The sequence below is a fragment of the Sphingopyxis sp. LC363 genome (genome assembly GCF_000756385.1).
Classification (GTDB): Bacteria; Pseudomonadota; Alphaproteobacteria; order Sphingomonadales; family Sphingomonadaceae; genus Sphingopyxis.
Map to the genome: position 1 here is coordinate 114,866 of NZ_JNFC01000067.1, position 23,453 is coordinate 138,318.

General features: G+C 63.5%; 23 protein-coding genes. 8 read left to right on the forward strand and 15 right to left on the reverse strand.

Going from position 1 to position 23,453, the window contains the following annotated elements; translation table 11 throughout:
- Window positions 1–5: 5 nt before the first annotated feature.
- Together FG95_RS18295 and FG95_RS20370 are read left to right on the forward strand one after the other, a co-directional pair.
- Complete coding sequence (locus FG95_RS18295; RefSeq protein WP_037557721.1) at window positions 6–1,466, forward strand: FAD-binding oxidoreductase; 1,461 nt, start codon at window positions 6–8, stop codon at window positions 1,464–1,466.
- A gap of 23 nt (window positions 1,467–1,489) precedes the next feature.
- Entirely contained in the window at window positions 1,490–1,831 is a 342-nt protein-coding gene (locus FG95_RS20370) for a c-type cytochrome (RefSeq protein ID WP_037557657.1), read from the forward strand.
- On the opposite strand, the gene FG95_RS20000 is transcribed toward FG95_RS20370, so the two are convergent.
- The 3 genes from FG95_RS20000 to FG95_RS18315 all read right to left on the reverse strand — a co-directional run bounded on the left by FG95_RS20000 (window position 1,797) and on the right by FG95_RS18315 (window position 4,577).
- Complete coding sequence (locus FG95_RS20000) at window positions 1,797–2,330, reverse strand: TIGR02444 family protein (protein WP_058456271.1); 534 nt, start codon at window positions 2,328–2,330, stop codon at window positions 1,797–1,799. The two genes, FG95_RS20370 and FG95_RS20000, sit on opposite strands and share 35 nt — an antisense overlap.
- Before the next feature lie 72 nt (window positions 2,331–2,402).
- Window positions 2,403–3,272 carry an IclR family transcriptional regulator gene (locus tag FG95_RS18310; protein WP_152567708.1) on the reverse strand — a complete coding sequence of 290 codons (870 nt, stop codon included), beginning with the start codon at window positions 3,270–3,272 and terminating at the stop codon, window positions 2,403–2,405.
- Between the two features lie 219 nt (window positions 3,273–3,491).
- Entirely contained in the window at window positions 3,492–4,577 is a 1,086-nt protein-coding gene (locus FG95_RS18315) for a DMT family transporter (RefSeq protein ID WP_235211618.1), read from the reverse strand.
- A 58-nt stretch (window positions 4,578–4,635) separates the two neighbouring features.
- On the opposite strand from FG95_RS18315, the gene FG95_RS18320 reads away from it, so the two are divergent.
- Complete coding sequence (locus FG95_RS18320; RefSeq protein ID WP_037557658.1) at window positions 4,636–5,841, forward strand: CaiB/BaiF CoA transferase family protein; 1,206 nt, start codon at window positions 4,636–4,638, stop codon at window positions 5,839–5,841.
- 74 nt (window positions 5,842–5,915) lie between these two features.
- On the opposite strand, the gene FG95_RS18325 is transcribed toward FG95_RS18320, so the two are convergent.
- From FG95_RS18325 to crtY, 11 genes are all read right to left on the reverse strand, one after another.
- The gene (locus FG95_RS18325; RefSeq protein ID WP_161786582.1) at window positions 5,916–6,569 is read right to left on the reverse strand and encodes a GntR family transcriptional regulator; all 654 of its coding nucleotides are present in this window, start codon (window positions 6,567–6,569) and stop codon (window positions 5,916–5,918) included.
- Window positions 6,570–6,760: 191 nt separating this feature from the next.
- A complete protein-coding gene (locus tag FG95_RS18330) occupies window positions 6,761–8,074 on the reverse strand; it encodes a tyrosine-type recombinase/integrase (RefSeq protein WP_231729164.1) in 1,314 nt (437 codons plus the stop codon).
- 45 nt (window positions 8,075–8,119) lie between these two features.
- Window positions 8,120–8,833: a tRNA (guanine(46)-N(7))-methyltransferase TrmB gene (gene trmB, locus FG95_RS18335; protein WP_037557659.1), complete on the reverse strand. Its 714-nt coding sequence runs from the start codon at window positions 8,831–8,833 to the stop codon at window positions 8,120–8,122.
- Between the two features lie 54 nt (window positions 8,834–8,887).
- Window positions 8,888–10,108 (reverse strand): methionine adenosyltransferase, encoded by a 1,221-nt coding sequence (gene metK, locus FG95_RS18340; protein ID WP_037557660.1) that lies wholly within the window; start codon window positions 10,106–10,108, stop codon window positions 8,888–8,890.
- A gap of 52 nt (window positions 10,109–10,160) precedes the next feature.
- Window positions 10,161–11,750 carry an apolipoprotein N-acyltransferase gene (gene lnt / locus FG95_RS18345; protein ID WP_200880221.1) on the reverse strand — a complete coding sequence of 530 codons (1,590 nt, stop codon included), beginning with the start codon at window positions 11,748–11,750 and terminating at the stop codon, window positions 10,161–10,163.
- Window positions 11,751–11,798: 48 nt separating this feature from the next.
- Window positions 11,799–12,317: an AAA family ATPase gene (locus FG95_RS18350; RefSeq protein ID WP_037557661.1), complete on the reverse strand. Its 519-nt coding sequence runs from the start codon at window positions 12,315–12,317 to the stop codon at window positions 11,799–11,801.
- A 4-nt stretch (window positions 12,318–12,321) separates the two neighbouring features.
- On the reverse strand, window positions 12,322–12,882 hold the full coding sequence (pnuC, locus tag FG95_RS18355) for a nicotinamide riboside transporter PnuC (protein WP_037557728.1): 561 nt from the start codon (window positions 12,880–12,882) through the stop codon (window positions 12,322–12,324).
- A complete protein-coding gene (locus FG95_RS18360) occupies window positions 12,879–13,838 on the reverse strand; it encodes a phytoene/squalene synthase family protein (protein ID WP_037557662.1) in 960 nt (319 codons plus the stop codon). Before FG95_RS18360 ends, pnuC begins: the two co-directional genes overlap by 4 nt.
- The gene (locus FG95_RS18365; RefSeq protein ID WP_037557663.1) at window positions 13,838–14,419 is read right to left on the reverse strand and encodes a TIGR00730 family Rossman fold protein; all 582 of its coding nucleotides are present in this window, start codon (window positions 14,417–14,419) and stop codon (window positions 13,838–13,840) included. Before FG95_RS18365 ends, FG95_RS18360 begins: the two co-directional genes overlap by 1 nt.
- Complete coding sequence (locus FG95_RS18370; RefSeq protein ID WP_037557664.1) at window positions 14,416–15,894, reverse strand: phytoene desaturase; 1,479 nt, start codon at window positions 15,892–15,894, stop codon at window positions 14,416–14,418. The genes FG95_RS18365 and FG95_RS18370 overlap by 4 nt, the downstream gene beginning before the upstream one ends.
- The gene (crtY, locus tag FG95_RS18375) at window positions 15,891–17,048 is read right to left on the reverse strand and encodes a lycopene beta-cyclase CrtY (RefSeq protein WP_037557665.1); all 1,158 of its coding nucleotides are present in this window, start codon (window positions 17,046–17,048) and stop codon (window positions 15,891–15,893) included. Before crtY ends, FG95_RS18370 begins: the two co-directional genes overlap by 4 nt.
- A gap of 74 nt (window positions 17,049–17,122) precedes the next feature.
- On the opposite strand from crtY, the gene FG95_RS18380 reads away from it, so the two are divergent.
- Window positions 17,123–17,881 (forward strand): sterol desaturase family protein, encoded by a 759-nt coding sequence (locus FG95_RS18380; RefSeq protein ID WP_037557666.1) that lies wholly within the window; start codon window positions 17,123–17,125, stop codon window positions 17,879–17,881.
- The gene (locus FG95_RS18385) at window positions 17,826–18,236 is read left to right on the forward strand and encodes a DUF2141 domain-containing protein (RefSeq protein ID WP_313911518.1); all 411 of its coding nucleotides are present in this window, start codon (window positions 17,826–17,828) and stop codon (window positions 18,234–18,236) included. Before FG95_RS18380 ends, FG95_RS18385 begins: the two co-directional genes overlap by 56 nt.
- Window positions 18,237–18,661: 425 nt before the next feature.
- On the opposite strand, the gene FG95_RS18390 is transcribed toward FG95_RS18385, so the two are convergent.
- A complete protein-coding gene (locus tag FG95_RS18390) occupies window positions 18,662–20,194 on the reverse strand; it encodes a class I adenylate-forming enzyme family protein (RefSeq protein WP_037557667.1) in 1,533 nt (510 codons plus the stop codon).
- A gap of 87 nt (window positions 20,195–20,281) precedes the next feature.
- On the opposite strand from FG95_RS18390, the gene FG95_RS21190 reads away from it, so the two are divergent.
- The 3 genes from FG95_RS21190 (at window position 20,282) to FG95_RS18405 (ending at window position 23,446) form a co-directional block, all read left to right on the forward strand.
- A complete protein-coding gene (locus FG95_RS21190) occupies window positions 20,282–20,995 on the forward strand; it encodes a response regulator transcription factor (protein ID WP_052182503.1) in 714 nt (237 codons plus the stop codon).
- A gap of 307 nt (window positions 20,996–21,302) precedes the next feature.
- On the forward strand, window positions 21,303–22,835 hold the full coding sequence (locus tag FG95_RS18400) for an acyl-CoA synthetase (RefSeq protein ID WP_037557668.1): 1,533 nt from the start codon (window positions 21,303–21,305) through the stop codon (window positions 22,833–22,835).
- A 2-nt stretch (window positions 22,836–22,837) separates the two neighbouring features.
- Window positions 22,838–23,446 carry a 2-hydroxychromene-2-carboxylate isomerase gene (locus tag FG95_RS18405; protein WP_037557669.1) on the forward strand — a complete coding sequence of 203 codons (609 nt, stop codon included), beginning with the start codon at window positions 22,838–22,840 and terminating at the stop codon, window positions 23,444–23,446.
- Window positions 23,447–23,453: the final 7 nt, after the last annotated feature.

Consider the following 23,453-nt stretch of genomic DNA (forward strand, 5'->3'; position numbering starts at 1 on the left):
TCAAGATGGACGCAAATCGCCAAGCCGCCGCGCTCGACGCGCTAGAAGCACTGGTCGGTGCCGATGGGGTAACGCGCGATCCGGCGGCGCTCGCACCCTTCCATTCCGGAGTCGCCCTGCCCCTGGGTATCATCGCGCCGCGCGACACCGAGCAACTTGCCAAGGTCCTCGCGGTGGCGAGCGAGGCCGGAGCGGCGCTTCAACCTGTGTGCCGCGCGGTCGCAGGTCAGGAGGTGGCGGCACGCGACAAGATCATATTGCTCGATCTTGGCCGCATGAATGAGATTCTCGAGATCAATGAGAACTTGGCTTACTGCCTCGTCGAGCCAGGCGTCACCTTTCGGCAACTCTCCGAACAGATAGGCGAGCGGGGGCTCAAGCTCTGGGTCGATTGCCCGGGTGAGCCCGACGAATCGGTGGCGAGCGCCTTTCTGAAGCGGCGCGTGGGCTATACCCCATATGCCGATCATTATCTTATGCAATGCGGGCTTGAGTTGATGCTGGCCGACGGCCGCAGTGTCCGGACAGGGATGGGTGCTATGCCCAAGAGTACCTGCTGGCAGCTCTTCAAATTTGGTTACGGGCCCTGGATCGACGGGCTCTTCACACAATCCGATCTTGGCGTCGTGACCAAGCTCGGCCTCTGGCTCATGCCCCAGCCCCCGGCAGCGCAATCCTTTGCTGTCACGGTGCCGGACGAAGACGATCTTGGCAAACTTCTCGATGTACTGGGCCCGCTCAAGACCAATATGGTCGTCCCCAATGGCGTGGCGGTGGCAAATGCGCTGCACGAAGCAGCGCGTTCGGGCAAGGTACGCCGCGACTTCGGCGGCACCGGCCCAATGTCCGCCGGCGAGGTTCGAAAAGCCGGGGAGTCGATCGGGCTTGGCTACTGGACTCTTTACGGCTCGCTTTACGGGCTCCCCGACAATGTTCGCATCGCTTGGTCGATGGTCCAGGACGCGTTCGCATCGATCAAAGGCTCGCGGGTGCTGGCCGCTCCCGCAGCCGGGATGGAAGGACTGTGGGCGTGGCGAAAAGGCATGATGCTTGGTTCGGTCGGTAATGCACTTGGCCGCCCTTCGGCCTGGGCCGGAGGATCCTCTCTCGACATCGGCCCCATCAGCCCGGTTGATGGCAAGGAAGGGCTTCGCCTTTATGACTTGTCGCGCGATATTTCCGGCCGGCACGGTTTCGATTTTGTCGGAGAAACGAATGCCGTCTGGCGCTCTGCCCAGCATCGGCAGTATTTGTGCTTCGATGGCAGTCCCGCGGGCAGTAAACGGGCGAGAGACTGCGCTATCGAGCTGATCGATGCGCAGGCAGGTGCCGGATTTGGACAGACGCACGTCGAGCCGGCGCTCGCCGCCTCTGCTAGGGCGACCTATGAAAGCGGCGCGATAACTCAACTGCACGCGCGCGTGAAACGCGCGCTCGATCCCGCGAACCTCTTTCTGTCGGCCTGACCTCAAACAAGGGAATCGAAAGCATGAAGATGGGATTGCTGGCGGTCGCTCTGCTGATGCTAACCGCTTGTTCGAAATCGTCAGATGCGGACAAACCGGACGGTGCAGAATTATATGCCCTGAACTGCGCGGGTTGTCACGACCCGGGCCCGGGTCATCCCGCCACTATGCTGCTTGAAGAGATGGAGCGACCCGTTGCGCCCCTCATTGGCCGCAAGGACCTCGACAAGGACTATGTCCACTCGGTCGTCCGAAACGGGCTGATCGAAATGCCGCCATTCCGCCCAACCGAGCTGACAGACGCCGATGTGGATCTTGTATTCACCTACATCAAGACGGCAAAGGGTCCTTCGAACGCTCCTTGACGACGAGGCGCGCAAGGCTTTGCAAGGCATCGGCAGCGTCAGTCTCGTTAACGATCCGCGTATAGGCCGTCAGACTGAGGTTTGCGGCGTTCATTCGGTCCGCGCAGCTCTCAGCTCCAAGCGCACTCGCCGCGCTGATTAGCAGGTGCTGCGCCAGCCGTTCCCCTTCGAGTTCGGCCATCTTTACGAGGCGCCGGACACGCTGCGCCTTGGCAGCCGAGGCCCCGCTGGTACTGGCGGGAGCTTTCAGCCACCGGCGGGCCTGACGCAGTGGCCCGATGACTTCTGAATTTGTCGCCTCAATTTCTGCGAGGAGAAAACGCAATTCCGTCTCGCTAAGCACGATCGACCGCAGCTGCGCTAACCAGCAGCACAGAAGCAGGAGGTTGACATCGAAGCCATGGTCGTCCTGCAAGCTGAGGCAAATATCCGCTACACCGGGCTGCGCATAAGCTGATACCGAGAAACGCCAGAAGGTGTCGGGATCGAGTGGCTTCACGTCCTGCCCCCGAAATCCCCTCGCATGCCAGCGCCCGGGAGGCTCCCGTTTATGGCGATCGCACCAAGCGGGTCAGGAATCCCCACGCATCTCCTCCGGCTGCCAGCCCATTGCGTTGCTGGCTTTGAGAGCGGCGGCCTGGACTTTGTCGATATTGCTCTGGCAAAAGAATTTTTCGTCGGTCATCCGGCCAAGTACGCCAATCACCGCGATCAGCTTTTCCTGCATGTCGAATACCGGGACTGAAATGGCAGCGAGCCCCGGTACCACTTGGCCGTCCACCTTGGCGTAGCCTTGCCTCCGGATCTCCGTCAGCATAGCTTGCAGCTCGATTTCATCGATGGACGTCCGCGCAGCGCGCTCACGTTCAAGCAGCCGCTTATAGGCAGGGAGTGGCTGGAAAGCCATGAAAACTAGCCCTGCAGACGAATGCTGAATGGGAAGGACCGATCCGACGTGCAAAGACGTCGCAATTGGAACGCCGCCATCGAGCCAACGGATGATCGTCGGCCCATAGTCACCCCATATCGAGAGCAGACCAGTGGTCTCGAGATCATCCGCAAGCTGCCGCAGATAGGCGGTGGTGATGCGAATAACGTCGAGCCTCGACAAGGCCGAGAGTCCGATCTTGAGGGCGGTTGGACCGAGAGAATAGCGACCGTCCGCAGGCTCCTGCTGGACCAGCCCAGTATTAATGTAGGCCTGGAGATATCGGTGCGCCTGGCTGCGCGACATCTCGGCTCCCGCGGCGATATCGCGAAGGGGTGCGCAGCCGCCGGGACAAGATATCAGCGCTTCGAGCACGCGGACCCCAGTCTCTACCGACTGGATACTCTTGCGAGGCTTTTGCGCAACATCGCGCGGCGATTTGGAAGAGGCGGACATATCGGAGTGATCGTCTTCAAGCTCTGTCACTCTCACGCTTTTTGCCTGACGTTCCAAACTTCTTCCATTCTCTTATTTTGTCCCTTTTGCAGGGATACGAGGGTTCTAGGAAGCAACAACAGATACAATTCATATCTCAAGATGCAAAGTCGTTTCTTGTGCAACTGCCCGCGCGGCATTCCTATGCAATGGCAGATTGCGCCCTGTTGCCAGCCATTCGCGCGTATCCGCTCTCCTGCCGTGTGCCAGTGTCCGCCGGCAAATCGAACGTGAAAATTAGCGCGGCGAGGATGCAGCCTCGACGGCCACAGTTTCGACGCGGCCTGCTGCTGGCGGCTCGTCCTCGCGGCGTGTCGCCATGAACACCCCTGCACCGACAAGTGCCGCGCCCGCAATGTGAAAGGGAGCGAGATGTTCTCCAAGCAGGAGAATTGCAAGCGCAACCCCAAAGACTGGGGGCAGATTCATATAGATACTCGCGCGAGCGACACCGATCAAATCCACTGAACGGTTGAAAAAGAAATATGCAAGGAGCGAAGGGAAAATTCCGACATAAAGGATGGCGAGCGGAACCTCAATCCTCGCCGCCATATAATGGCCGTGCGCAATCTCCAGAAGATACGGGATGGCAATGCTTGCGGCCCCGACCGCGAACAGCGTTACGAGAAAGCTGAGCTGATGTATGGCGGGTTTCTTCCGCAAAAGGGTCGAGTAGAGCGAGTAGAGAAAAACGCCGAAAAGGGCGGCGGCATCTCCGCGGTTGAACGTCATGGCCAGAATATTGGCTAGGCTTCCTTGCGCGACGATGACGAGCAAACCGGCCAGTGATACGAGCGTGCCTGCCAACTGACCGATCGTAATTCGGTCTCGAAAGATCACTGTCGAAAGCAGGAGTATCATCGAAGGCATGGCGCCCTGCATCATCAGGTTATTCGTCGCCGTTGTATATTGAAGGCCCCAATAAACCACGAGGGCGAACGCTCCGATCCCAAGCGTTCCGAGAAACGACAGCATTTTCCAATTCTGCAGAATTGCGCGACGATCCGCGACAAGATGCGGCCAAGCGAAAAGTAAGCCTACCCCCATTGCTACGACCCATCGCCAAAAGGCCATGCCGAGGGGGGTAACGAGGTGGTGAACTGCGCGCGCAACAATGGGGTTGAGGGCCCAAAAAAGCGAGGCTGCACAAAGCAATAAGCCAGCAGAACCCCAGGCTCGCTGAAATATTGGAAATCGATGCGTCAATGGATGCCCCTTTTGGTCAGTTTGCCGATCTGGTGCGCCGCCCTGCGCTTCTTCTGGCTCGCAAAATTTGGCTTGAACCATGATCCGATCTGCGTCATCGCGTTGCACATAGTGCATCACATTTTTCTAAATGCAATAAGGAAGCGCATAAGGTGGCGCTCGCTGGAGGGGCACCATGACCCGAATGTTAGAAGGAATTCGGATTCTTGACCTCAGTCGGGTCCTTGCTGGACCTTGGGCAACGCAGCTCATGGCCGATTTGGGCGCCACAGTTATCAAGGTCGAACGCCCGCTCGAAGGGGACGACACGCGTCGTTGGGGGCCGCCTTGGCTTTATGCCGGCGGAGAGGCAACGTCTGCCTATTATCTGTGCGCAAATCGGGGAAAGGAAGCGATTGCCGTCGATTTCACCGACGCCGAGGGACAGCAGATTATTCGAGATTTGGCGGCCGGTTGCGACGTTGTCGTTGAGAATTTCAAAGTCGGGACGCTCAAGCGCTACGGGCTCGACGCTGCGAGGCTGCGAGAGGCCAACCCGGCCCTGGTCTATTGTTCCGTGACGGGCTTTGGCCAAGACGGCCCCTATAGCGGCCGGCCCGGTTATGATTTTATCGCGCAGGGCATGGGCGGATTAATGAGCGTCACGGGTTCGCAGGAAAGTGGCCCGATGAAGACGGGCGTTGCCCTGTCTGACATCATGACGGGTCTCTACTCGGCGATCGCGATCCTGGCAGCTCTTGTCCGGCGGGGAAATACCGGCGAGGGCGCTCATCTCGACGTGTCGTTGCTCGATGTCACCGTTGCCACCCTTGCAAATCAAGCCTTTAACTTTTTCGCCACGGGGGAGAATCCGCCCCGTTATGGCAACGCTCACCCCAACATCGTGCCATACCAGTCTTTCCCGACAGCCGACCGCGGGATCAATCTCGCAATCGGGAACGACTCTCAGTTTCGTCGGCTGTGCGACGCAATTGGGCGGAGTGACCTTGCTGACGACCCACGCTTTGGCACCAATGGTTCGCGGGCCGGAAACAAACAGGCGCTGGAAGATGAGTTGGCGCCGATCTTTGTAGGCGCGGGCGCAGCTTCATGGATAGAACGGCTCGACGCCGCCGATGTCCCGGCTGGTCCGATCAATGAAATTTCGGACGTCTTTAAGGACGCTCATGTTCTGCACCGTGGAATGAAGATTTCGCTCAACCACAAGGAATTGGGTGATCTTCCAGGCATAGCCAGCCCCATCAAAGTCGATGGCGAGCGCGCGGTTGCCTCCACACCACCACCGCTCTTGGGCGAGAATACTGATTCCGTTCTGCGGAGAGAGCTCGGACTGGGCGACTTAGAAGTAGTGGGGCTAAAGACAAGAGGAGTAATAGGGTGATCCTCATCGACCGCACCGAGCGACGATGGAGCCTCCGATCATGCCCTTCCTCACCATGCTCTCATGAATATTAGTTAGGCGGCGGCGCGATGTTTTCGCAGGCCCGCCAACGCCGACGAGGCGACCGCGCCGATGTGTGATTCTGCCAGCCCGCGCGCGCGGGCAGGAGATTTGGAAGCGATCGCCTCAATGATTTCATCATGTTCACGTGCGGTATCGGCCATGAAATGATTGAAACCACCGGCTTGGTTGATGAAGAAATCAGACATGTCAAAATTGCTGTTCTGCCGCGCGTCGAGAAAGGGCGACTGAGCCATATCGTGGATGAGCTGATGGAAGGCACGGTTGAGTTCGCAATAAATTACCGCGCTGCGCGGCTCGTCAAAGTCGATCGTGAGAATACGTGCTTGCAGCGCGCGCAAATCGCGCGTTTGCGAATCGGTCCGACGCGCTGCCGCCAGTTCCGTCAGCAGTCCCTCGAGCCTTTCAAACATGATATAGAAATCTGCGATCTGGTCATAGCTTGGATTTATCACCTCGCAACCGACCTGCGGAATTATGCGAACAAATCCTTCCGAACTCAAACGGTTGAGCGCGGCCATGATCGGCTGGCGGCTCGCTCCGGTATCGCTCACAAGATCCTTGACCGACAGCCGCTGGCCAAAATTATATTGCGCGCCAACCATTCGGCTAACGAGAAGATCGTAAATTTCATCCTTCTTGTTCACTCGAATTGTCTCCAACTTTGGCGCTGCTACGCACGCCGCGAATATCCCCCTTGATTCAGCAAGAACGCAAGAGTCAGTCGTTGGCGAACGGATCCGGCTGCAAGAGCTGTTCGCAACGGAAATCGACAGATTCACTCTGCATATTTTGTTCGGCGCAATCGATCGTGGACAGCAAGTCTTTTTATAAGCGCTTACCATGCGCGATCACGCGCCATATTCGCCAAACGAATGATCGCCGCCAGATGATCGTTCCAACTCTTCATTGCTTCGCGCTTCTCGTCCTTCCAGTCGTGGCGCTGGTAGATACCGGCGACGCCCGCGCGGGAACCTCCGACGTGATTGAGCACAGCTTCGGTCACTTCAAATCGAACGCCTAGCCGTTGAAACCCGGTTGCAAGAGTTCGTCTCAAGTCATGCAGTCGCCAGTCCGGTAACGGTTCGCGGCCGTCTTGCGACATAAGCAGGTCGAGCTTGATCTTGCCTTTGCTATATCCGGTGAACCTTCCGCCCCTGGAGGTCGTGAACATCCTGCCGCTACGCGGCCAGATAGCCGACCCGGCAACCTCGTCGAGGATCGCAACTGCAAGTTCGTTGAGCGGAATTCGGTTGGGCTCGCCATTCTTTGCCCGTTCGCCGGGCAGGGTCCATAGGAGATCTTTACGGTTGAGTTCCTCCCAACGCAGCGACGAAACCTCCTCTCGTCGCTGACCGGTGACGATCAGAAGGCGGATGATGGGTCCGAAACAGGAATGCGTGTTTGGCGCCGCCATCCAGATGCGGCCAAGCTCCTCGTCTGAAAGCCAGCGATCGCGAGGTTTGACCGGGGGCGGGGTTTCCATGCCTTCCATCGGACTCCGATCGATATCTCCCCGGCTGACGGCCCAGCGCAAAAGGCGGCGCAAAACAGCGAAGACGTTACGGATATTTGCGATCTGCGCGCGCGGCATGCGGTCGAAGACGGCAACGATGTCGATTCGCGTAAGATTGGGAAGGGGCTTTGATCCCAAGACCGGCTTTACATGCAGCTCGAGGCTGCGCTTGACGAGGCGCCTCCAGCCTTCTCCAACGCAGGCCTCAGCGAAGCGATCAGAGTAATTATCGAAGGCTAGATCGACCGACTCTCGCCGTCGTTGCCGCTCTGCTTCGCCTGGATCGATTCCCTGGGCGATCAGAATAGCCAGTCGCTCCGCTTCGGCTCTGGCGGTGGCTGGCGTCCATGGCGAGCCATGGCTGCCTATCGTGTAGCGACGCGTCTTAGATTCGCGACCGCCCATTCGGAATTGCAACACGTAAGACACGGCGCCAGCTTTGGTTCGCTTTGCGCCAAAACCCTTTATGCTATCATCCCAAAGAATGTCATGTTGCCCGCTCGAAATGAGAGCATCGACCGACCGTTTTGTGATCTTTCCGCTTGCCATAAATTGGTCTCCCAATACGGCGTTTCCAGCAATCACCCGGCAATCACCGTGGCGGAAATTGCCGCGTAATTGGGGAAAAGATAGCATAGGGAGTGGCTATAAAAAACTAGCCTTTTCAACCCTATAGCACTCCTATATACGCCTCCAGCGAAAATACCAGACCTCATGCCCCTGCGCGCGCGCCTTGGCTTCGTAGCGCGTTTCGGGCCAGCCGCCGGGGCGCTGCTGGAAATCGCGCGCGCCCTGCGCCAGCCATTCATACTGGTGGCGGTGGCGGCGCATCACCATCAACGCGTGCTGCAGATAGATCGGATGGTCGGTGCCGAAGCGGAACTCGCCGCCGGGCTTGAGCTTCGCCGCGATCAGGTCGAGCGGGCCGTCGTTCATCATCCGCCGCTTCGCGTGGCGCGCCTTGGGCCAGGGGTCGGGGTGGAGCAGATAGGCGAAGGACAACGCGCCGTCGGGGATCCGCCGCAGCACTTCGAGCGCATCGCCATGATGGATGCGGACGTTGCCGAGCGGCAGCCTTGCGCCATGATCGCCCGCGACATGGACCAGCGCCTGCGCCACGCCGTTGATGAAGGGCTCGGCGCCGATGAAGCCATGATCGGGCAGCATGTCGGCGCGCCCCGCCATATGCTCGCCGCCGCCAAAACCAATTTCAAAATGCAACGGACATGCCTGCCCGAACAGACGCTCCGCGGAAACTTCGCCAACTTCGGGCACCGCGATCTGCGGCAACAGCGTATCGACCAGATCCTGCTGCCCCGCGCGCAGCGGCTTGCCCTTCGAACGGCCGTAAAGGCGGTTGAGGGTCGTCGGATCGCCGGGTTTGTGCGCAGTCATGCCGCGCCCGTTAGCGCGGCGAGGCGGGGGCGGCAAGCGCCCCCGCTACCCGCGTCAGGCGGCGAGCGCCGCCTTGAGCTTGTCGACGAGGTCGGTGCGCTCCCACGGGAAGGCGTCGCCCTCGGCGGTGCGGCCGAAGTGGCCATAGGCCGCGGTCTGCCGATAGATCGGCTTGTTGAGCCCCAAATGTGTGCGGATGCCCTTGGGCGTCAGGCGCACGAGCTGTGGAAGAACAGCTTCGATGCGGCCTTCCTCGACCGTGCCGGTGCCGTGCAGGTCGACATAGATCGACAGCGGCTCGGCGACGCCGATCGCATAGGAAAGCTGGATCGTGCAGCGGCGCGCGAGGCCCGCGGCGACGATATTCTTCGCCAGATAGCGCGTGATATAGGCGGCCGAACGGTCGACCTTCGTCGGGTCCTTGCCGCTGAACGCGCCGCCGCCGTGCGGGCTGGCGCCGCCATAGGTGTCGACGATGATCTTGCGCCCGGTCAGCCCCGCGTCGCCGTCGGGCCCGCCGATCTCGAAGCGGCCGGTCGGGTTGATGTGATAGACGGTGTTCGCGGTGAGCAGCTCGGCGGGCATCACGTCGGCGATCACGCCGAGCACATATTTGCGAAGCTCGCTATATTTCGCCTCGTCGCCTTCGCCGTTGTGGAAATAATAGCCCGGCGCGTGCTGCGTCGATACGACGATCGCCGTCGCCTCGACCGGGCGCTCGTTGGCGTAGCGCAGCGTGACCTGGCTCTTGGTGTCGGGTTCGAGGAAGGGCGCGGTGCCCGCCTTGCGATCGGCGGCCATGCGCTCGAGGATCTTGTGGCTGTAATCGAGCGTCGCGGGCATCAGGTCGGGGGTTTCGTCCGACGCATAGCCGAACATGATCCCTTGGTCGCCCGCGCCCTCGTCCTTGTCGCCGCTTTCGTCGACGCCCTGCGCGATATGTGCCGACTGGCCATGGAGATTATTCTCGAAGCGGAAGCTCTGCCAGTGGAAGCCCGACTGCTCATAGCCGATCTCGCGTACCGTGTTGCGCACGGTCGCCTCGATCTCGTCGAGCGCGCCCGGTGCCCATGCGTCATCCTCGAACACGCCCTTGCAGCGGATCTCGCCCGCGAGCACGACGAGCTGCGTCGTCGTCAGCGTTTCGCACGCCACGCGCGCCTCGGGATCCTTCGACAGGAACAGGTCGACGATCGAATCCGAAATCTGGTCGGCGACCTTGTCGGGATGGCCCTCCGAAACGCTTTCGGAGGTGAAAAGGAAGCTGTTGCGCATGGGAAAGCCTTCTCGAAATCGAATATAAAGGATGCTTTATGTCCGCGCGCTGTTAGCGTCCCGAGCGCCGGAACGCAATGGCCAGCGCGAGCAACAGCAGCGCGAAACCGACCGGCAGAGCGTTGCCGAAGCGCGCAAAGAGCGTCAGCGGGCGCGCGGGCGGCACCGTCGTATCGATACGCCCCGCCTTGTGCATCGGCAGCGATTCGACAATGCGGCCATCGGCGTCGATCACCGCGCTGATCCCGGTGGGTGTCGCGCGGATCACCGGCAGGCCTTCCTCGACCGCGCGCAGCCGCGCCTGTGCGAGATGCTGCGGCGGGCCCCAGCTGCCGAACCAGGCGTCGTTCGACGGATTGAAGATGAAGTCGGGGCGATGGTCGCGGTCGACGACCTGGCCCGAAAAGATGATCTCGTAGCAGATCTGCAGCCCCGCGCGGCCGAAGGCGCCGAGATCGAGCGTGCGCGGGCCGGGCCCCGGCCAGAAATCGATGTCGCCGGGCGCAAGCCGCGACAGGCCGATCGCCGACAGGATCGGGCGCATCGGCAGATATTCGCCATAGGGCACCAGATGCGCCTTGTCGTAACGCGGGCCCAGCGTGCCGTCGGCGTGCAACGTCATCACCGCATTGCGCGCGCCGACGACATCGCCCGCCTTGTCGAGTTCGAGCTTGAGCGCGCCGAGCAGCATGATGTCGTTCGGGTTCATCAACCGAACGATCCGCGCGCGCGCTTCGGCAGGCGAACGGTCGTAATAGACCGACGGATAGCCGCGTTCGAGATAGTCGGGGACGGCCGCTTCGGGCCACAGGATCAGCCGCGGTCTGTCGTCCTTCTGCGTCGTCAGCCGCGCGAGCTTGGCGAAATTGGCGTCGGCCTTGCTGCCTTCCCACTTGTCCTCCTGTCCGACATTGGGCTGGACGACGGTGATGGGTATCCGGGCGATGCCCTTGGATCGGACGGCGGCGTCGGCGCTGCTGCCCATTTGCGAAACGAAGGCTGCGCCCCAGAAAAGCAGCAGGCTGCCGAATAGCGCGGTGGCGGCGACGCGGCGGCGAAACCACGCCAGTATCAGGACCCCCGCGAGCAGGAAGACGATCCCGCTCATGCCATAGGTCCCGATCCAGCGCGCGGGCATGGCAGCGTGCGGGACGGTGATCACCCCCATCGGATTCCACGCGAAGCCGGTAAAAATCCAGCTGCGCAGCCACTCGGTGAGAATCCAGAGCCCGCCGAACGCCAGCAGATAGGACGGTGCGGCAAAATGCGTATCGCCCCTCGGCTTCGCCAGCCACGCGCCCCAGGCTGTCAGTGCCGGATAGACCGCCAGATAAAGCGACAGCAGCACGACTGCGAACCAGCCCAGCCACGCGGGCATCGCCGCCTGATAGGTGAAAGCGGTCGCGATCCAGTTCAGCCCGGCGACGAAATGACCGACGCCGAACGCCCAGCCGATGCCGAGCGCGCGCGAACCTTTGGAGCTGCGCGCGACCAGCGCCATCCAGCCCGCGATCGCGAGCAGAGAGAGCGGCCAGAGGTGGAGCGGCGCAAATCCCGTCGCCGAAACGGCACCCAGCAACAGGGCGAGGAGCTTTGGCCGGCGGTCGGCGAAAGCGGCGATGCGGAGGGAAAGCGCGGTCACGCGCGTTGCTTTAGCCGTGCGGCGCGGCTGCGACAATGACGATAGCGGCTAGCCCAGCCCGGCCGCCTCGATCGCCGCCAGCGCACTCTCGACCCGCGCATCGCCTTCGCCCTCGACCCACGCCCATCGAAGCCGGCGCCGGTCGAGTTCGCCGATCGCGACCTCCATGAATTGCGCGCGCGCCAGGACGCTGCCGAACAGGCGCGTGCCATCCTCTTGCCAGGGCAGGTCCATCGCGGGGACGAGATAGAGATCGGCGACCGCGTCCCACAGGTCGATTTCGGGCAGGCGGCGGCCGAGCAGCATGATCGCCCACGCTTGCGTCATCAGCGGATCGGTGTCCGATATCAGCCATTCGGGCTTTTGCGCGAGCGCGGCCTCGGTTGCCGCGCGATGCCCGTCGAAGATCGCGAGCAGGTCGACCTCGTCGAGGTCGATGCCGTTGGCTTCGGCGTAGGTGCGGCCATATTCGGGGACGACCAGGCCGCCGAGCCGCAAGGCGAGACGCGGGGCGAGAGTCGATTTGCCGGTGCTTTCGGCGCCGTGGAGGCAGATATGGCGCGTCACAGCGCTACCCGGCCCGTCGCGCGGCGCGGCGCCACTGGATCAGCCCGTCGATCGACAGACCGAGCAGCACGACATAAACCGCGCTCGTCGCGTAGAGACCGCGCGAGGCGAAGAGCGGAATGGCGATCAGATCGACGAGGATCCAGAGGAACCAGCTTTCGACGCGGCGCCGCGCGAGCAGCCATTGCGCGGTGATGCTGAGCATTGCGATCGCGCCGTCGATCCATGGCGCGACGGCGTCGGTATATCGGTCCATCGCAAAGCTCCAACCGGCCCAGGCGGCGATCGTCGCCAGCGCCCAGCCCCGGCGGGCGCGGCCGGTCATCCAGCGTACTGGCACGCCGCTCTCGTCGCGCGCACGCGTCCACGCCGCCCAGCCGTAAAGGTTGAGCGCGAAGAAAAAGCCTTGGAGCACCATGTCGCTGTACAGCTTCGCTTCGAAGAAGACGAAGGCGTAGAGCGTCACCGCGACGAGCGCGAAGGGATAGTTCCATACGCTCCGCAGCGCGACGAGCGCGACGTTGACGAGGACCAGCGCCGCCGCGAGCCCCTCGATCGGGCTCATGCCGACGGTTCGCGGCGCGGACGCATCCACAGCCCTTCGCGGCTGATCCGCCGCTGCGGCGGCCGGCGCAGCACCGACCAGCCGGCGCGCGCGATCCAGCCGAGCTTGGCGAGCAGGCTCGATGCCGCGCGATGATCCCACGCATGGTCGCCGCGGCGCCGTACCTCGCGCGCGATGTCGCCATAGATTCCCGCGGCCGCGAGCACCGCCCAGCGACTGCGCGGGGGCAGCTTGCGTGCGCCCCAGCGCCCCGACGCCTCATATTCCCCGGCCATCTCGGCGAGCCATTTGGCCATCACCGACAGGCGTGGGCGAAAGGCCGGGTGCATGTGCTGCCCCGGCGGGATGTCGAGTTCGACCATCCATTCGACGGGCAGATAACAGCGGTCGGCGGCGGCATCCTCGGCGACGTCGCGCGCGATATTGGCGAGCTGGAAAGCGATGCCGAGGTCGGAGGCGCGATCGAGCGTCGTTTCGTCTTGCGCGTCGATCCCCATGACCAGCGCCATCGCGACCCCCACCGCGCCCGCGACATGATAGGCGTAGCGCAGCAGGTCGTCCTCGCTGCGCGGGCGCCAGTCCTTTGCGTCGAGCTCGAACCCCGCGATGATGTCCTCGATCACCGCGCGCGGGATGGCGACCTCGGTGAGCAGGAAGCCGAGCGCGTCGAAGGCGGCCTCGCCGGTCGGCTCGCCGGCAAAGGCCTTGTCGGTCTGCGCGCGGATATGCGCGACGGCGGCGGCGGGGTCGTGGTCCGGCTTCATCGTGCCGCCATGATCCTGTCCGTCGGTCAGATCGTCGGCGGCGCGGCACCAGGCATAGAGCAGCCACACGCGCTCGCGCGTGATCCGGTCGAACAGCTGGCTCGCCAGGGCAAAGCTTTTCGATCCGCGCGCGATGCTGTCGTGCGCGAAACCGTGGAGGGCGTGTGCGTCATAGACCCCCTCCTCGGTCATCAGAGGTTTTCGGCCTTCATCGCGAAGATCGTCTTGTGCGGCACATAGGCCGCCATTTTGTCCAGCAGCTCGTCGAGCCCGGCGTCGACGATCATGATCCCGGCGTGCGCGGGGCGGATGAAGCCGACCTCGATCATATGGCGGTTGAACGCGATCAGGTCGTTATAGAAGCCCGCGGCGTTGAGCAGCCCGACGGGCTTCGCATGATAGCCGAGCTGCGCCCAGCTGATCGCTTCCCACAGCTCATCCATCGTGCCGACGCCGCCGGGGATGGTAAGGAAGCCGTCGGAGAGGTCGGTGAACATCTTCTTGCGCTCGTGCATGCCGCTGACGACATGGAGTTCGGTGACGCCGCGATGCGCGACTTCGGCGCCGACGAGCGCGTCGGGAATGATTCCGATCACTTCGCCGCCGGCTTCCAATGCGCTGTCGGCGACCGCGCCCATCAGCCCGAGCCGGCCGCCGCCATAGACGACGCCGATCCCCCGCTCGGCCAGCGTGCGCCCGACGTGGCGCGCGGTTTCGATATAGATCGGATCTTCGGGGGTCGCGGACCCGCAATAGACGGCAAAGCGCTTCATATATCTTCCAACATCAAATGGGCGGTCGCCTTGGCGCTGCCGACCACCCCCGGAATACCCGCGCCCGGATGCGTCCCCGCGCCGACGAAGTAAAGATTCGAAATCACGTCGTCGCGATTATGCGCGCGGAACCAGGCGCTTTGCCACAGCACCGGTTCCAGACTGAATGCGCTGCCGAGGTGCGCCGACAGGTCGCGGCCGAAATCGGCGGGCGTATAGTGGAAGCGCGTGACGAGGTTGGCGCAGAGGCCCGGTGCGACGCGGCGCTCGACCTCGTCGAGGATCGCGTCGGCGTATCGCGCGCCGAAGTCGCCGTCCCAGTCGGCCCGCGCCTTGCCGAGATGCGCGACGGGGGCGAGCGCATAGAAGGTCGAGTGCCCCGGAGGCGCCATGCCCGGGTCGGTGACGCTCGGATGGTGGAGATAGAGCGAGAAATCGTCAGGCACTTTGCCGCCGTAAATGTCGTCGAGCAGCCCCTTGTAGCGCGGCCCGAACAAGATGCTGTGGTGCGCGACGCCGGGATAGCTGCCCTTCACCCCGAAATGGACGACGAAGAGCGAGGGCGACCAGCGTTTGCGCGCCAGGCTCTTTGCGGCCCTCTTCCCGCGCCGATGACCGCCGAGCAAGTCGCGGTAGCTGTGCATCAAGTCGGCGTTGGTCGCGACCATATCGGCCTCGCATTGCCAGCCGCTTTGCGTCGTCACGCCGGTCGCGCGGTCGCTGGCCGTGTCGATTTTCGCCACCGGATCGTCGAGGCGCAGCACCCCTCCCAGCCGCTCGAACAGGCGCACCATGCCGCGCACCAGCGCATTGGTGCCGCCGCGCGCGAACCAGACGCCGCCCTCCTTTTCGATCGTGTGGATCAGCGCGTAGATGGCGCTCGTCGTCATCGGATTGCCGCCGACGAGCAACGTATGGAAGGAGAGCGCCTGCCGCAGCCGCTCGTCGCGCACATAGGAGGAGACGATCGCATAGACGCTGCGCCACGCCCGATATTTCATCAGCGCCGGCGCCGCCCGGACCATCGAAGCGAAGTCGAGAAAGGCGACCGCGCCGAGCTTCACATAGCCCTGTTCATACACCCCCTTCGAATATTCGAGAAAGCGGTCGTAGCCGGCGACATCGGCGGGATGGAGCTTCGCGATCTCCTCGCGCAGCGCCGCTTCGTCGTTCGAATAGTCGAAATTCGTGCCGTCGGGCCAGTTGAGGCGGTAGAAGGGCGTGACGGGGACGAGCTCGACGTCCTGCCCCATATTTTGCCCGCTGAGTGCCCAGAGTTCTTCGAGGCACGGCGGGTCGGTGATGACGGTCGGCCCCGCATCGAAGGTGAAACCGTCTCGCTGCCAGTGATAGGCGCGCCCGCCGGCTTTGTCGCGCGCCTCGACGATCGTCGTCGCGACGCCCGCCGATTGCAGCCGGATCGCGAGCGCGAGCCCGCCGAACCCCGCGCCGATAACGATCGCGCGGCGGGTCATCGCCAGTCGAACTTCGCCAGCGCGGCAACCGCGCGACCGACGGGAACCGGCGGCTTGCCGGCGAGCAGTCGCAGCTTGTCGCCCGTCGTCGAGCGACCCGCATAGAAGCGCGCGATCAGCCGCGGCGACAGGCGATAGAAACGCTCGAAGACGCGGAAACGCGTCTCGGGCTCGGCCGCGCGGAACAGCATCGCGCCGAGCATCCGGTAGAAACGCTGGCGCCGCCACGCCGCCGCCGCGCGGCCCCGAAGCGCGCTGGCAAGGCCGGGCCGGTCGACGAGCGCGGGCAGCACCGATGCGGTGCGCACCGCGTCAGGCAGCGAATAGCCGGTCGTCGCGTGGAACAGGCCGGCGCGCACGCCGATCCGCGCGGTGCGGTCGGACGCCGGCCACAGCCGCTCGAAATCGCCCGCGACGACCACGGGCAGCACGCCGTTTTCCTCGCGCGTGGTCGCCTTGACCTTCCAGCCTTGCGCCGCGGCATAGGCGGCGATGCGTTCGCGCACCGCCCCCACATCGAGGTCGGCGTCGTCGCCGTAATAAGTGTCCTCGACGAACACAGTCTCGGCATCGAAGGGCAGCAGATAGACGAAACGATAGCCGTCCAGCTGCTCGACGGCCGCGTCCATCACGACCGGATGGTCGACGCCATGCCCGCCCTTCACCGTCAGCGCCTGTCCGACGAATTTCTGCCAGCCGCAGTCGAGCCCCGGAAATTTGCCCGCGCCGCGTGCATCGATGACATGCTTCGCCGACAATCGCCCGCCGCGCGCCAGCAGCAGATGGTCGGGCGCGACATGCTTCGCCTTGTCGGCGATGATGTGCCCCTCGGGCAGCGCCGCCGCGACCGCTTCGGCGAGCGCTTCGCCGGTGATGCTCTTGTACCCCATGCGCAGCCTGCGCTCGTGCCCGGGAAAGCGGACGCCGTAGCGCGGCCAGTGATGGCGCACGAGCGGCGCGACGAGCCAGCGATCCTTCTTTGCGATGTCGCTGTCGAAAAAGGACCAGATGTGATTGCCGCCGACCGGTCCCGGTTCGACCAGCCGCACGTCGAGGTCGGGCCGCTTCGCCGCGAGCGCGAGCGCCGCAAGGCCGCCGGCGAGCCCGCCGCCGACGATCGCGATGTCGCATCTATCGATGTTCTGCCCCGCCATCCCTCCGCCTTAGCCACCCGAACGCGCGGGCGCAAAGCCATTGCAACGCGGCGGCGAGCGGCTAGCCTTGCGCCATGACCGGCTGGGCGATCCTTTTTTCCGTGCTCGCGATGACCGCGATCGTCGGCGTGCGCTATCTGATCACCAGCGGCGCCTTCGCCTTCGCGACGAAGTGGAGGCACCCCGGCCTGTATCGCGGGCTCGAACCGCAGATGAAGCGCGAGATTGGCTGGAGCCTCGCGAGCGCCGCCATTTACGGGGTTCCGGCGGGCATCGTCGCCTGGGGCTGGCAGGAACATGGCTGGACGCGCATCTATACCGACGTCCACGCTTTTCCGCTCTGGTATCTGCCCGTCAGCCTGCTTGCCTATCTGCTGCTCCACGATAGCTGGTTTTACTGGACGCACCGCTGGATGCACCGCCCGGCGCTGTTCCGCGCCGCGCATGCGGTCCATCATGCGAGCCGCCCGCCCACCGCCTGGGCGGCGATGAGCTTCCATCCGCTTGAGGCGATCACCGGTGCCATCGTCATTCCGGGGCTCGTCTTTCTGGTCCCCATCCACGTCGCGATGCTCGGCCTCGTGCTTGCGATCATGACGGTGATGGGGGTCGGCAACCATATGGGGTGGGAGATGTTTCCGCGCGCGCTTGTTCATGGACCCGCAGGGAAATGGCTGATAACCGCAACGCACCATCAGGCGCATCATGCGGCTTACCGGGGGAATTATGGCCTTTATTTCCGCTTTTGGGACAAGGCGTGCGGCACGGATATCGGGCTTGGCTCTTTTGCCCGCGCTGCTGACCGCCGTGAGCCCGCCGCCGCCGACGGTTGAGGTCAGCGTCACGGGTCTGCGCAGCGCGAAGGGGCAGGTCCTCGTCTGCCTGACCACGAATCGCAGGGCCTTTCCCGATTGCAGCAAGGATGCGGGCTCGGTGCGCATGGCGGTGAAGGCGGCCGACGCGGAAAATTTCGCCATCCATGCACCCGCCGCCGGAACCTATGCGATCGCGGTCGTGCATGACGAGAACAGCAACAACAAGCTCGACACTGCCATCTTCCTGCCGAAGGAAGGCTTCGGCTTTTCGCGCAACCCGACGATCACCGTCGGGCCGCCCAGCTTCAAATCGGCCAGCTTCGCGGTCGCGGGCGACATGCGCCAGTCGATCAGGATGAAATATATGCTGTGAGGGCGTACGCGGTGGTTTTGGTGTGGTGAGCGGACGTTCCCCACTTCCGTCATCCCGGACTTGATCGGGGATCCATCCTCTGGCGCTGGCTAGAATGGACCCCGGATCAAGTCGTACGAGTCACGTGCCTCGTACGAGGATGACGAGGAAAGAAACATCCTCCCCATGCCGCAGGCACGGGGAGGGGGAGCGAGCGGGGTAAAAGCAACGCGCGGGGCGCGTTGCTTCCCGCGAGGCGCCGTAGGCGATGGTGGAGGGGCGGCAACTTCGCGCCAATAGCCCCTCCGTCAGCGCTGCGCCGAAGGCGCAGTTTATCCTGAGCGCCTGCAAGGCAGTCGAAGGGCGCTGCCACCTCCCCATGGCTTCGCCACAGGGAGGATCAATGGGCAACTATCGGTCGCTTTCAGACCTTTCTCACCCGCGTTTCACCCGGCGTAGGCATCGCGCAGTTCGCGTTTCAGCACCTTGCCGATCGGGCTGCGGGGTAGTTCCTCGACTTGGGTAATTGCGCTCAGCCGCTGCGTTTTGCCGACCTTGGCGTTGCAATCGGCGCGCACGCTTTCGGCATCGGCGCCGGGTTTCAGCACCACGAACGCCACCGGCGTTTCGCCCCACTCCTCGCTTGGCATCCCGACGACCGCCGCCTCGACCACGCGATCGTCGGCGATCAATATCGCCTCGAGATCGCTCGGGAAGATGTTGAAGCCGCCCGAAATGATCATGTCCTTCGCGCGGTCCATCAGCGTCAGAAAGCCGTCTTCGTCGATCCGTCCGATGTCGCCGTGGCGATAGAAGAGATTTCCTTCGCCATCGTACCAGTGCATCGCCTTGGTCGCGTCGGGGCGGTTGTTGTATCCGGTCATCATCGCGGGGCTGCGGCCGACGACTTCGCCGACCGATCCTTGCGGCAATTCGTTGCCGTCCTCGTCGATCACCTTGGCGATATGCCCGGGCGCGGGCTTGCCGACGGTGTGCAGCTTGTCGGGGAATTGATGCGCCTCGAGGATGAAGGCCGCGCCGCCCTCGGTCATGCCGTAAATCTCGACGAGCCCGCCGGGCCAGCGTTTCAGCACATCTGCCTTGAGCGCCGCGGGAAAGGGCGCCGAGGTGCAATATTTCATCACGAAGCTGGAGAGGTCGAAGCGGTCGAAATCGTCGAGTGCCATGATGCGGCGATATTGCACCGGCACGAGCATGGTGTTCGTCGCGCGTTCGCGCTCCGCCAGTTCGAGGAAGCCGCGCGCGTCGAATTTCTTCATCAGGACGACCTGCCCGCCCGACCCGACGGTGGGCATGAAGCTCGCCATGGTCGTGTTCGAATAGAGCGGCGTCGACAGGATCGTCACCGCATTGGGCCCATAGGCGGGGGCGCCGCGGATGATATGCTGCCAGCGCATCGCGTGGCTGTGGACGATGCCCTTCGGCGTTCCGGTGGTCCCCGACGAATAGATGATGTTGAACCCGTCGCCCGGCTGGATGTCGACCGGCATCGGCTTCACGCCCGCGGGCGAGAGCCAGGTATCGATCGGCGTGCCCGCGTCGCTGCCGTCCATCGCGATCAGGTCGCTCGCGGTGATGACATGGCCTTCGAGGCTCGCCTTTGCCGCGCTGTCGAGGAACAGGTGGCGCGCGCCGGTGTCGGCGATCATCGCCGCCATCTGCTCGCCGGTCGCGCTGTTGGTGACGAGCCCCGCGACGCCGCCTGCGCGCAAGGTGCCGAGGATCACCGCCATCTGCTCGACGCTGTTGAGCCCGGCAATGGCGGTGCGGTCGCCTTTCGCGAATCCATCCTGTTGCAGTCGCGCGGCGATTCGGTCGGTCAATTGATCCAGTTCGGACCAGCTCAGCCGCCGCAACGGGTCGGCAGCCGCTACGGCATCGGGACGCTCCGCGGCATGGGCACGGACAAGGTCGGGCAGGGTGGCGAAGTCGCCGTCAAGCATTTCGATACAGGCCATGCCTATGGGTTAGCACAGCCGAAAGGCGGTGCAATGCCGGCGGGGCGGCGGGGCGACAAGATGTTGCGTCGACGACGGGGGAGACGGATGGCACCATCGGGGATTGCGGAGGCCGGCGACAGGAAATTGCTCGTCGCCGTCTATCATCCGCAGCCGGATCGGGCCCATGCGCTGATGACGGCGATCGGTGCCGCCGGCCTTGCGGTGCAACTGCTCCCGCAGCATGTCGACGGGCTGCGCGCCTGGGTCGACAGCTGTTTCGACCTGCTTCTCGTCAATCCGTTTCTGGGTTGGCAGGAACCGTCCGAATTTGTCCGGCTGGCGCGATCGATCGCCGGACGGCGGCCGCTGCTCGTCGTATCGGATCGCGACGCGCTGGGTGACCGGATGACGGCGCTGTCCGCGGGCGCCGACGATGCGGCCGGATGGACGAACAATCTCCCCGAGCTGCTCGCGCGCATCGCCGGCCTGCTCTGGCGCAGCCGCATCGCGGCGGGGCAACTCGGCGAGGGCGAGCTTCGCATCGACCTGATCGACCGCCGCGTCGAGCGCGCGGGGCGGCTCATCCGCCTGCCGCTGCGCGAGTTCGACCTGCTCGCCAATCTTGCGCGCGTTCCCGACCGCCCGGTGTCGCGCGATGCGTTGCTCCGTGCCGTGTGGCGGATCGATTTCGATCCTGGCACCAACCGGGTCGAGGTGCATATGTCGCGGCTGCGCGCCAAGGTCGACCGCGGGTTCGACTGGCCGATGCTGCACACGGTGAAAGGGCGTGGCTATACGCTGCGCTCGCGGCCCGATTAATCCTCCCTTTCGCGCAGCGATGGGGAGGTGGCAGCGCCCTTCGACTGCCTTGCAGGCGCTCAGGATAAACTGCGCCTTCGGCGCAGCGCTGACGGAGGGGCGGCAACGTCGCGTCCGGCCCTCCGTCAGCCTCTTCGAGGCTGCCACCTCCCCACGCCTCCGGCACAGGGAGGATCGACGATTTGACCGACGTGCCGTTCGGATTTGCCCTTCTTGACGTCACGAGCCCCAGCTTGCTTGACCAAAAGTTTCAGGTTGCTACTCATCTTCGACATAAAGAAACCAGTGATTCCGGAGATGATGCCCGATGCACCCCTCAGTCCACGCCCGCGCCAACCCCGACAAGCCCGCGATCATCGTCGCGGAGACGGGCGAGGCGGTCAGCTATGGCGAACTCGACGCGGCGTCGAACCGCGCCGCGCAGCTCTTTCGCTCACACGGGCTGGGGCATGAGGATGTCGTCGCCTTCATGCTTGACAACACACCGCATTATTATGGCCTCACCTGGGGGGCGCAGCGCGCGGGGCTGCGCTATGTGTGCATCTCGTCGCGGCTGACGCAGGACGAAACCGACTATATCCTCGAAAATTCGGGCGCGAAGATACTCGTCGTGTCGGCTAGCCTCGCCGCCGCGGCACAGCAGCTCACCACCGGAATCAAGCGTTTCGCGATGGGCGGCGACATTCCCGGTTACGAAAGCTGGGAGGATGCCGTCGCGGCGATGCCCGCGACTCCCGTTGCCGACGAGCGCGCCGGGGTCGATATGCTCTATTCGTCGGGCACCACCGGGCGGCCCAAGGGCGTGCGCGTGCCGCTGCCCGAGGATCCGGCGATCGACGCGGTCAACAGCCTCGTCATGCTCGCGTCGGCGGTGTTCCAGATCAATTCGGACAGCATCTATCTCTCGCCCGCGCCGCTCTATCACGCCGCACCCTTGCGCTGGTCGATGACGATCCACCGCCTCGGCGGCACCGTCGTCCTGATGAAGAAATTCGATCCCGAGGCGGCGCTGTCGCACATCGAAAAATATCGCGTGAATTCGAGCCAGTGGGTGCCGACGCATTTCGTGCGGATGCTCAAACTGCCGGGCGACGTTCGCACCCGCTACGACATATCCTCATTGAAGGTCGCGATCCACGCCGCGGCGCCGTGTCCGGTGCCGGTCAAGCAGGCGATGATCGACTGGTGGGGGCCGGTGCTCTTCGAATATTATGCCGGGTCCGAAGGCAATGGCATGACCTTCATCTCCAGCCCCGACTGGCTGACGCACAAGGGCAGCGTCGGCCGCCCGATCCTCGGCACCGTGCACATCATGGGCGAGGACAACGAGACCGAGCTCGGTCCCGACGAGGAAGGCGCGGTTTTCTTCGAAAGCGAAAATGTCTTCGAATATCATGGGGATAATGAGAAGACGGCTTCGAGCCGCAACTCCCGGGGCTGGTCGACTTTGGGCGATGTGGGCAAAGTTGATGAAGATGGCTTCCTCTACCTCACCGACCGCAAGAGCTTCATGATCATCTCGGGCGGCGTGAACATCTATCCGCAGGAGATCGAGAACCACCTCGTCACCCACCCCAAGGTCGCCGACGTCGCGGTCGTCGGCGGGCCGCACGACGAAATGGGCGAGGAAGTGATCGCGGTGATCCAGCCCGCGAATATGGCCGACGCGACCGAGGAATTGCGCGACGAACTGATCGCCTATGCCCGCGAGAAATTGTCGGGGGTGAAGATCCCGCGCCGCATCGACTTCCTCGAAGCGCTGCCGCGCCACGATACGGGCAAGCTCTACAAGCGCCTGCTCCGCGACCAATATTGGGAAAAGGCGAAGGCCGAGGCCTGAGCATGACCCCGCGCGTCGAATTTTTCTTCGATCTGTCGAGCCCGTGGACCTGCCTCGCGTTCCACAATCTGCCGGGCGTGCTCGAACGCACCGGCGCGACCGTGGTCTATCGGCCGATCCTCGTCGGCGGGGTGTTCAATGCGGTCAATCCCGCCGTCTATGCGGCGCGCGAGCAGGCCGACAACCGGCGGTTGACGCATAGCTGGAAGGTGCTGAAGGACTGGGCGCGCCTTGCCGGGGTTCCAATGAATTTTCCGTCGCAGTGGCACCCTGCAAAAAGCATCGCTGCGATGCGTTTCTGCTCTGCGCTCGAGGAAGATCAGGCGGCGCTGGTGCGTTTTGTGCGGGGTGCCTTTGCAAGCTATTTCGACCGGCAGGAAAATCTCGACGACCCCGCCGTGCTGGCGGTGGTTGCCGACGCCGAGGGGCTGGACGGCGCTGCGCTCGCCGCAGCGGCGGGCAGCGACGCGGTCAAGGCGCGGCTGCGCGCGAACACCGATGAAGTCATCGCGCGCGGTGGCTATGGTTCGCCGACGATCTTCGTCGATGGGGACGACATGTATTTCGGCAACGACCAGCTTCCGCTCGTCGAGGCTGCATTGAAACGCTGAAAAAGGA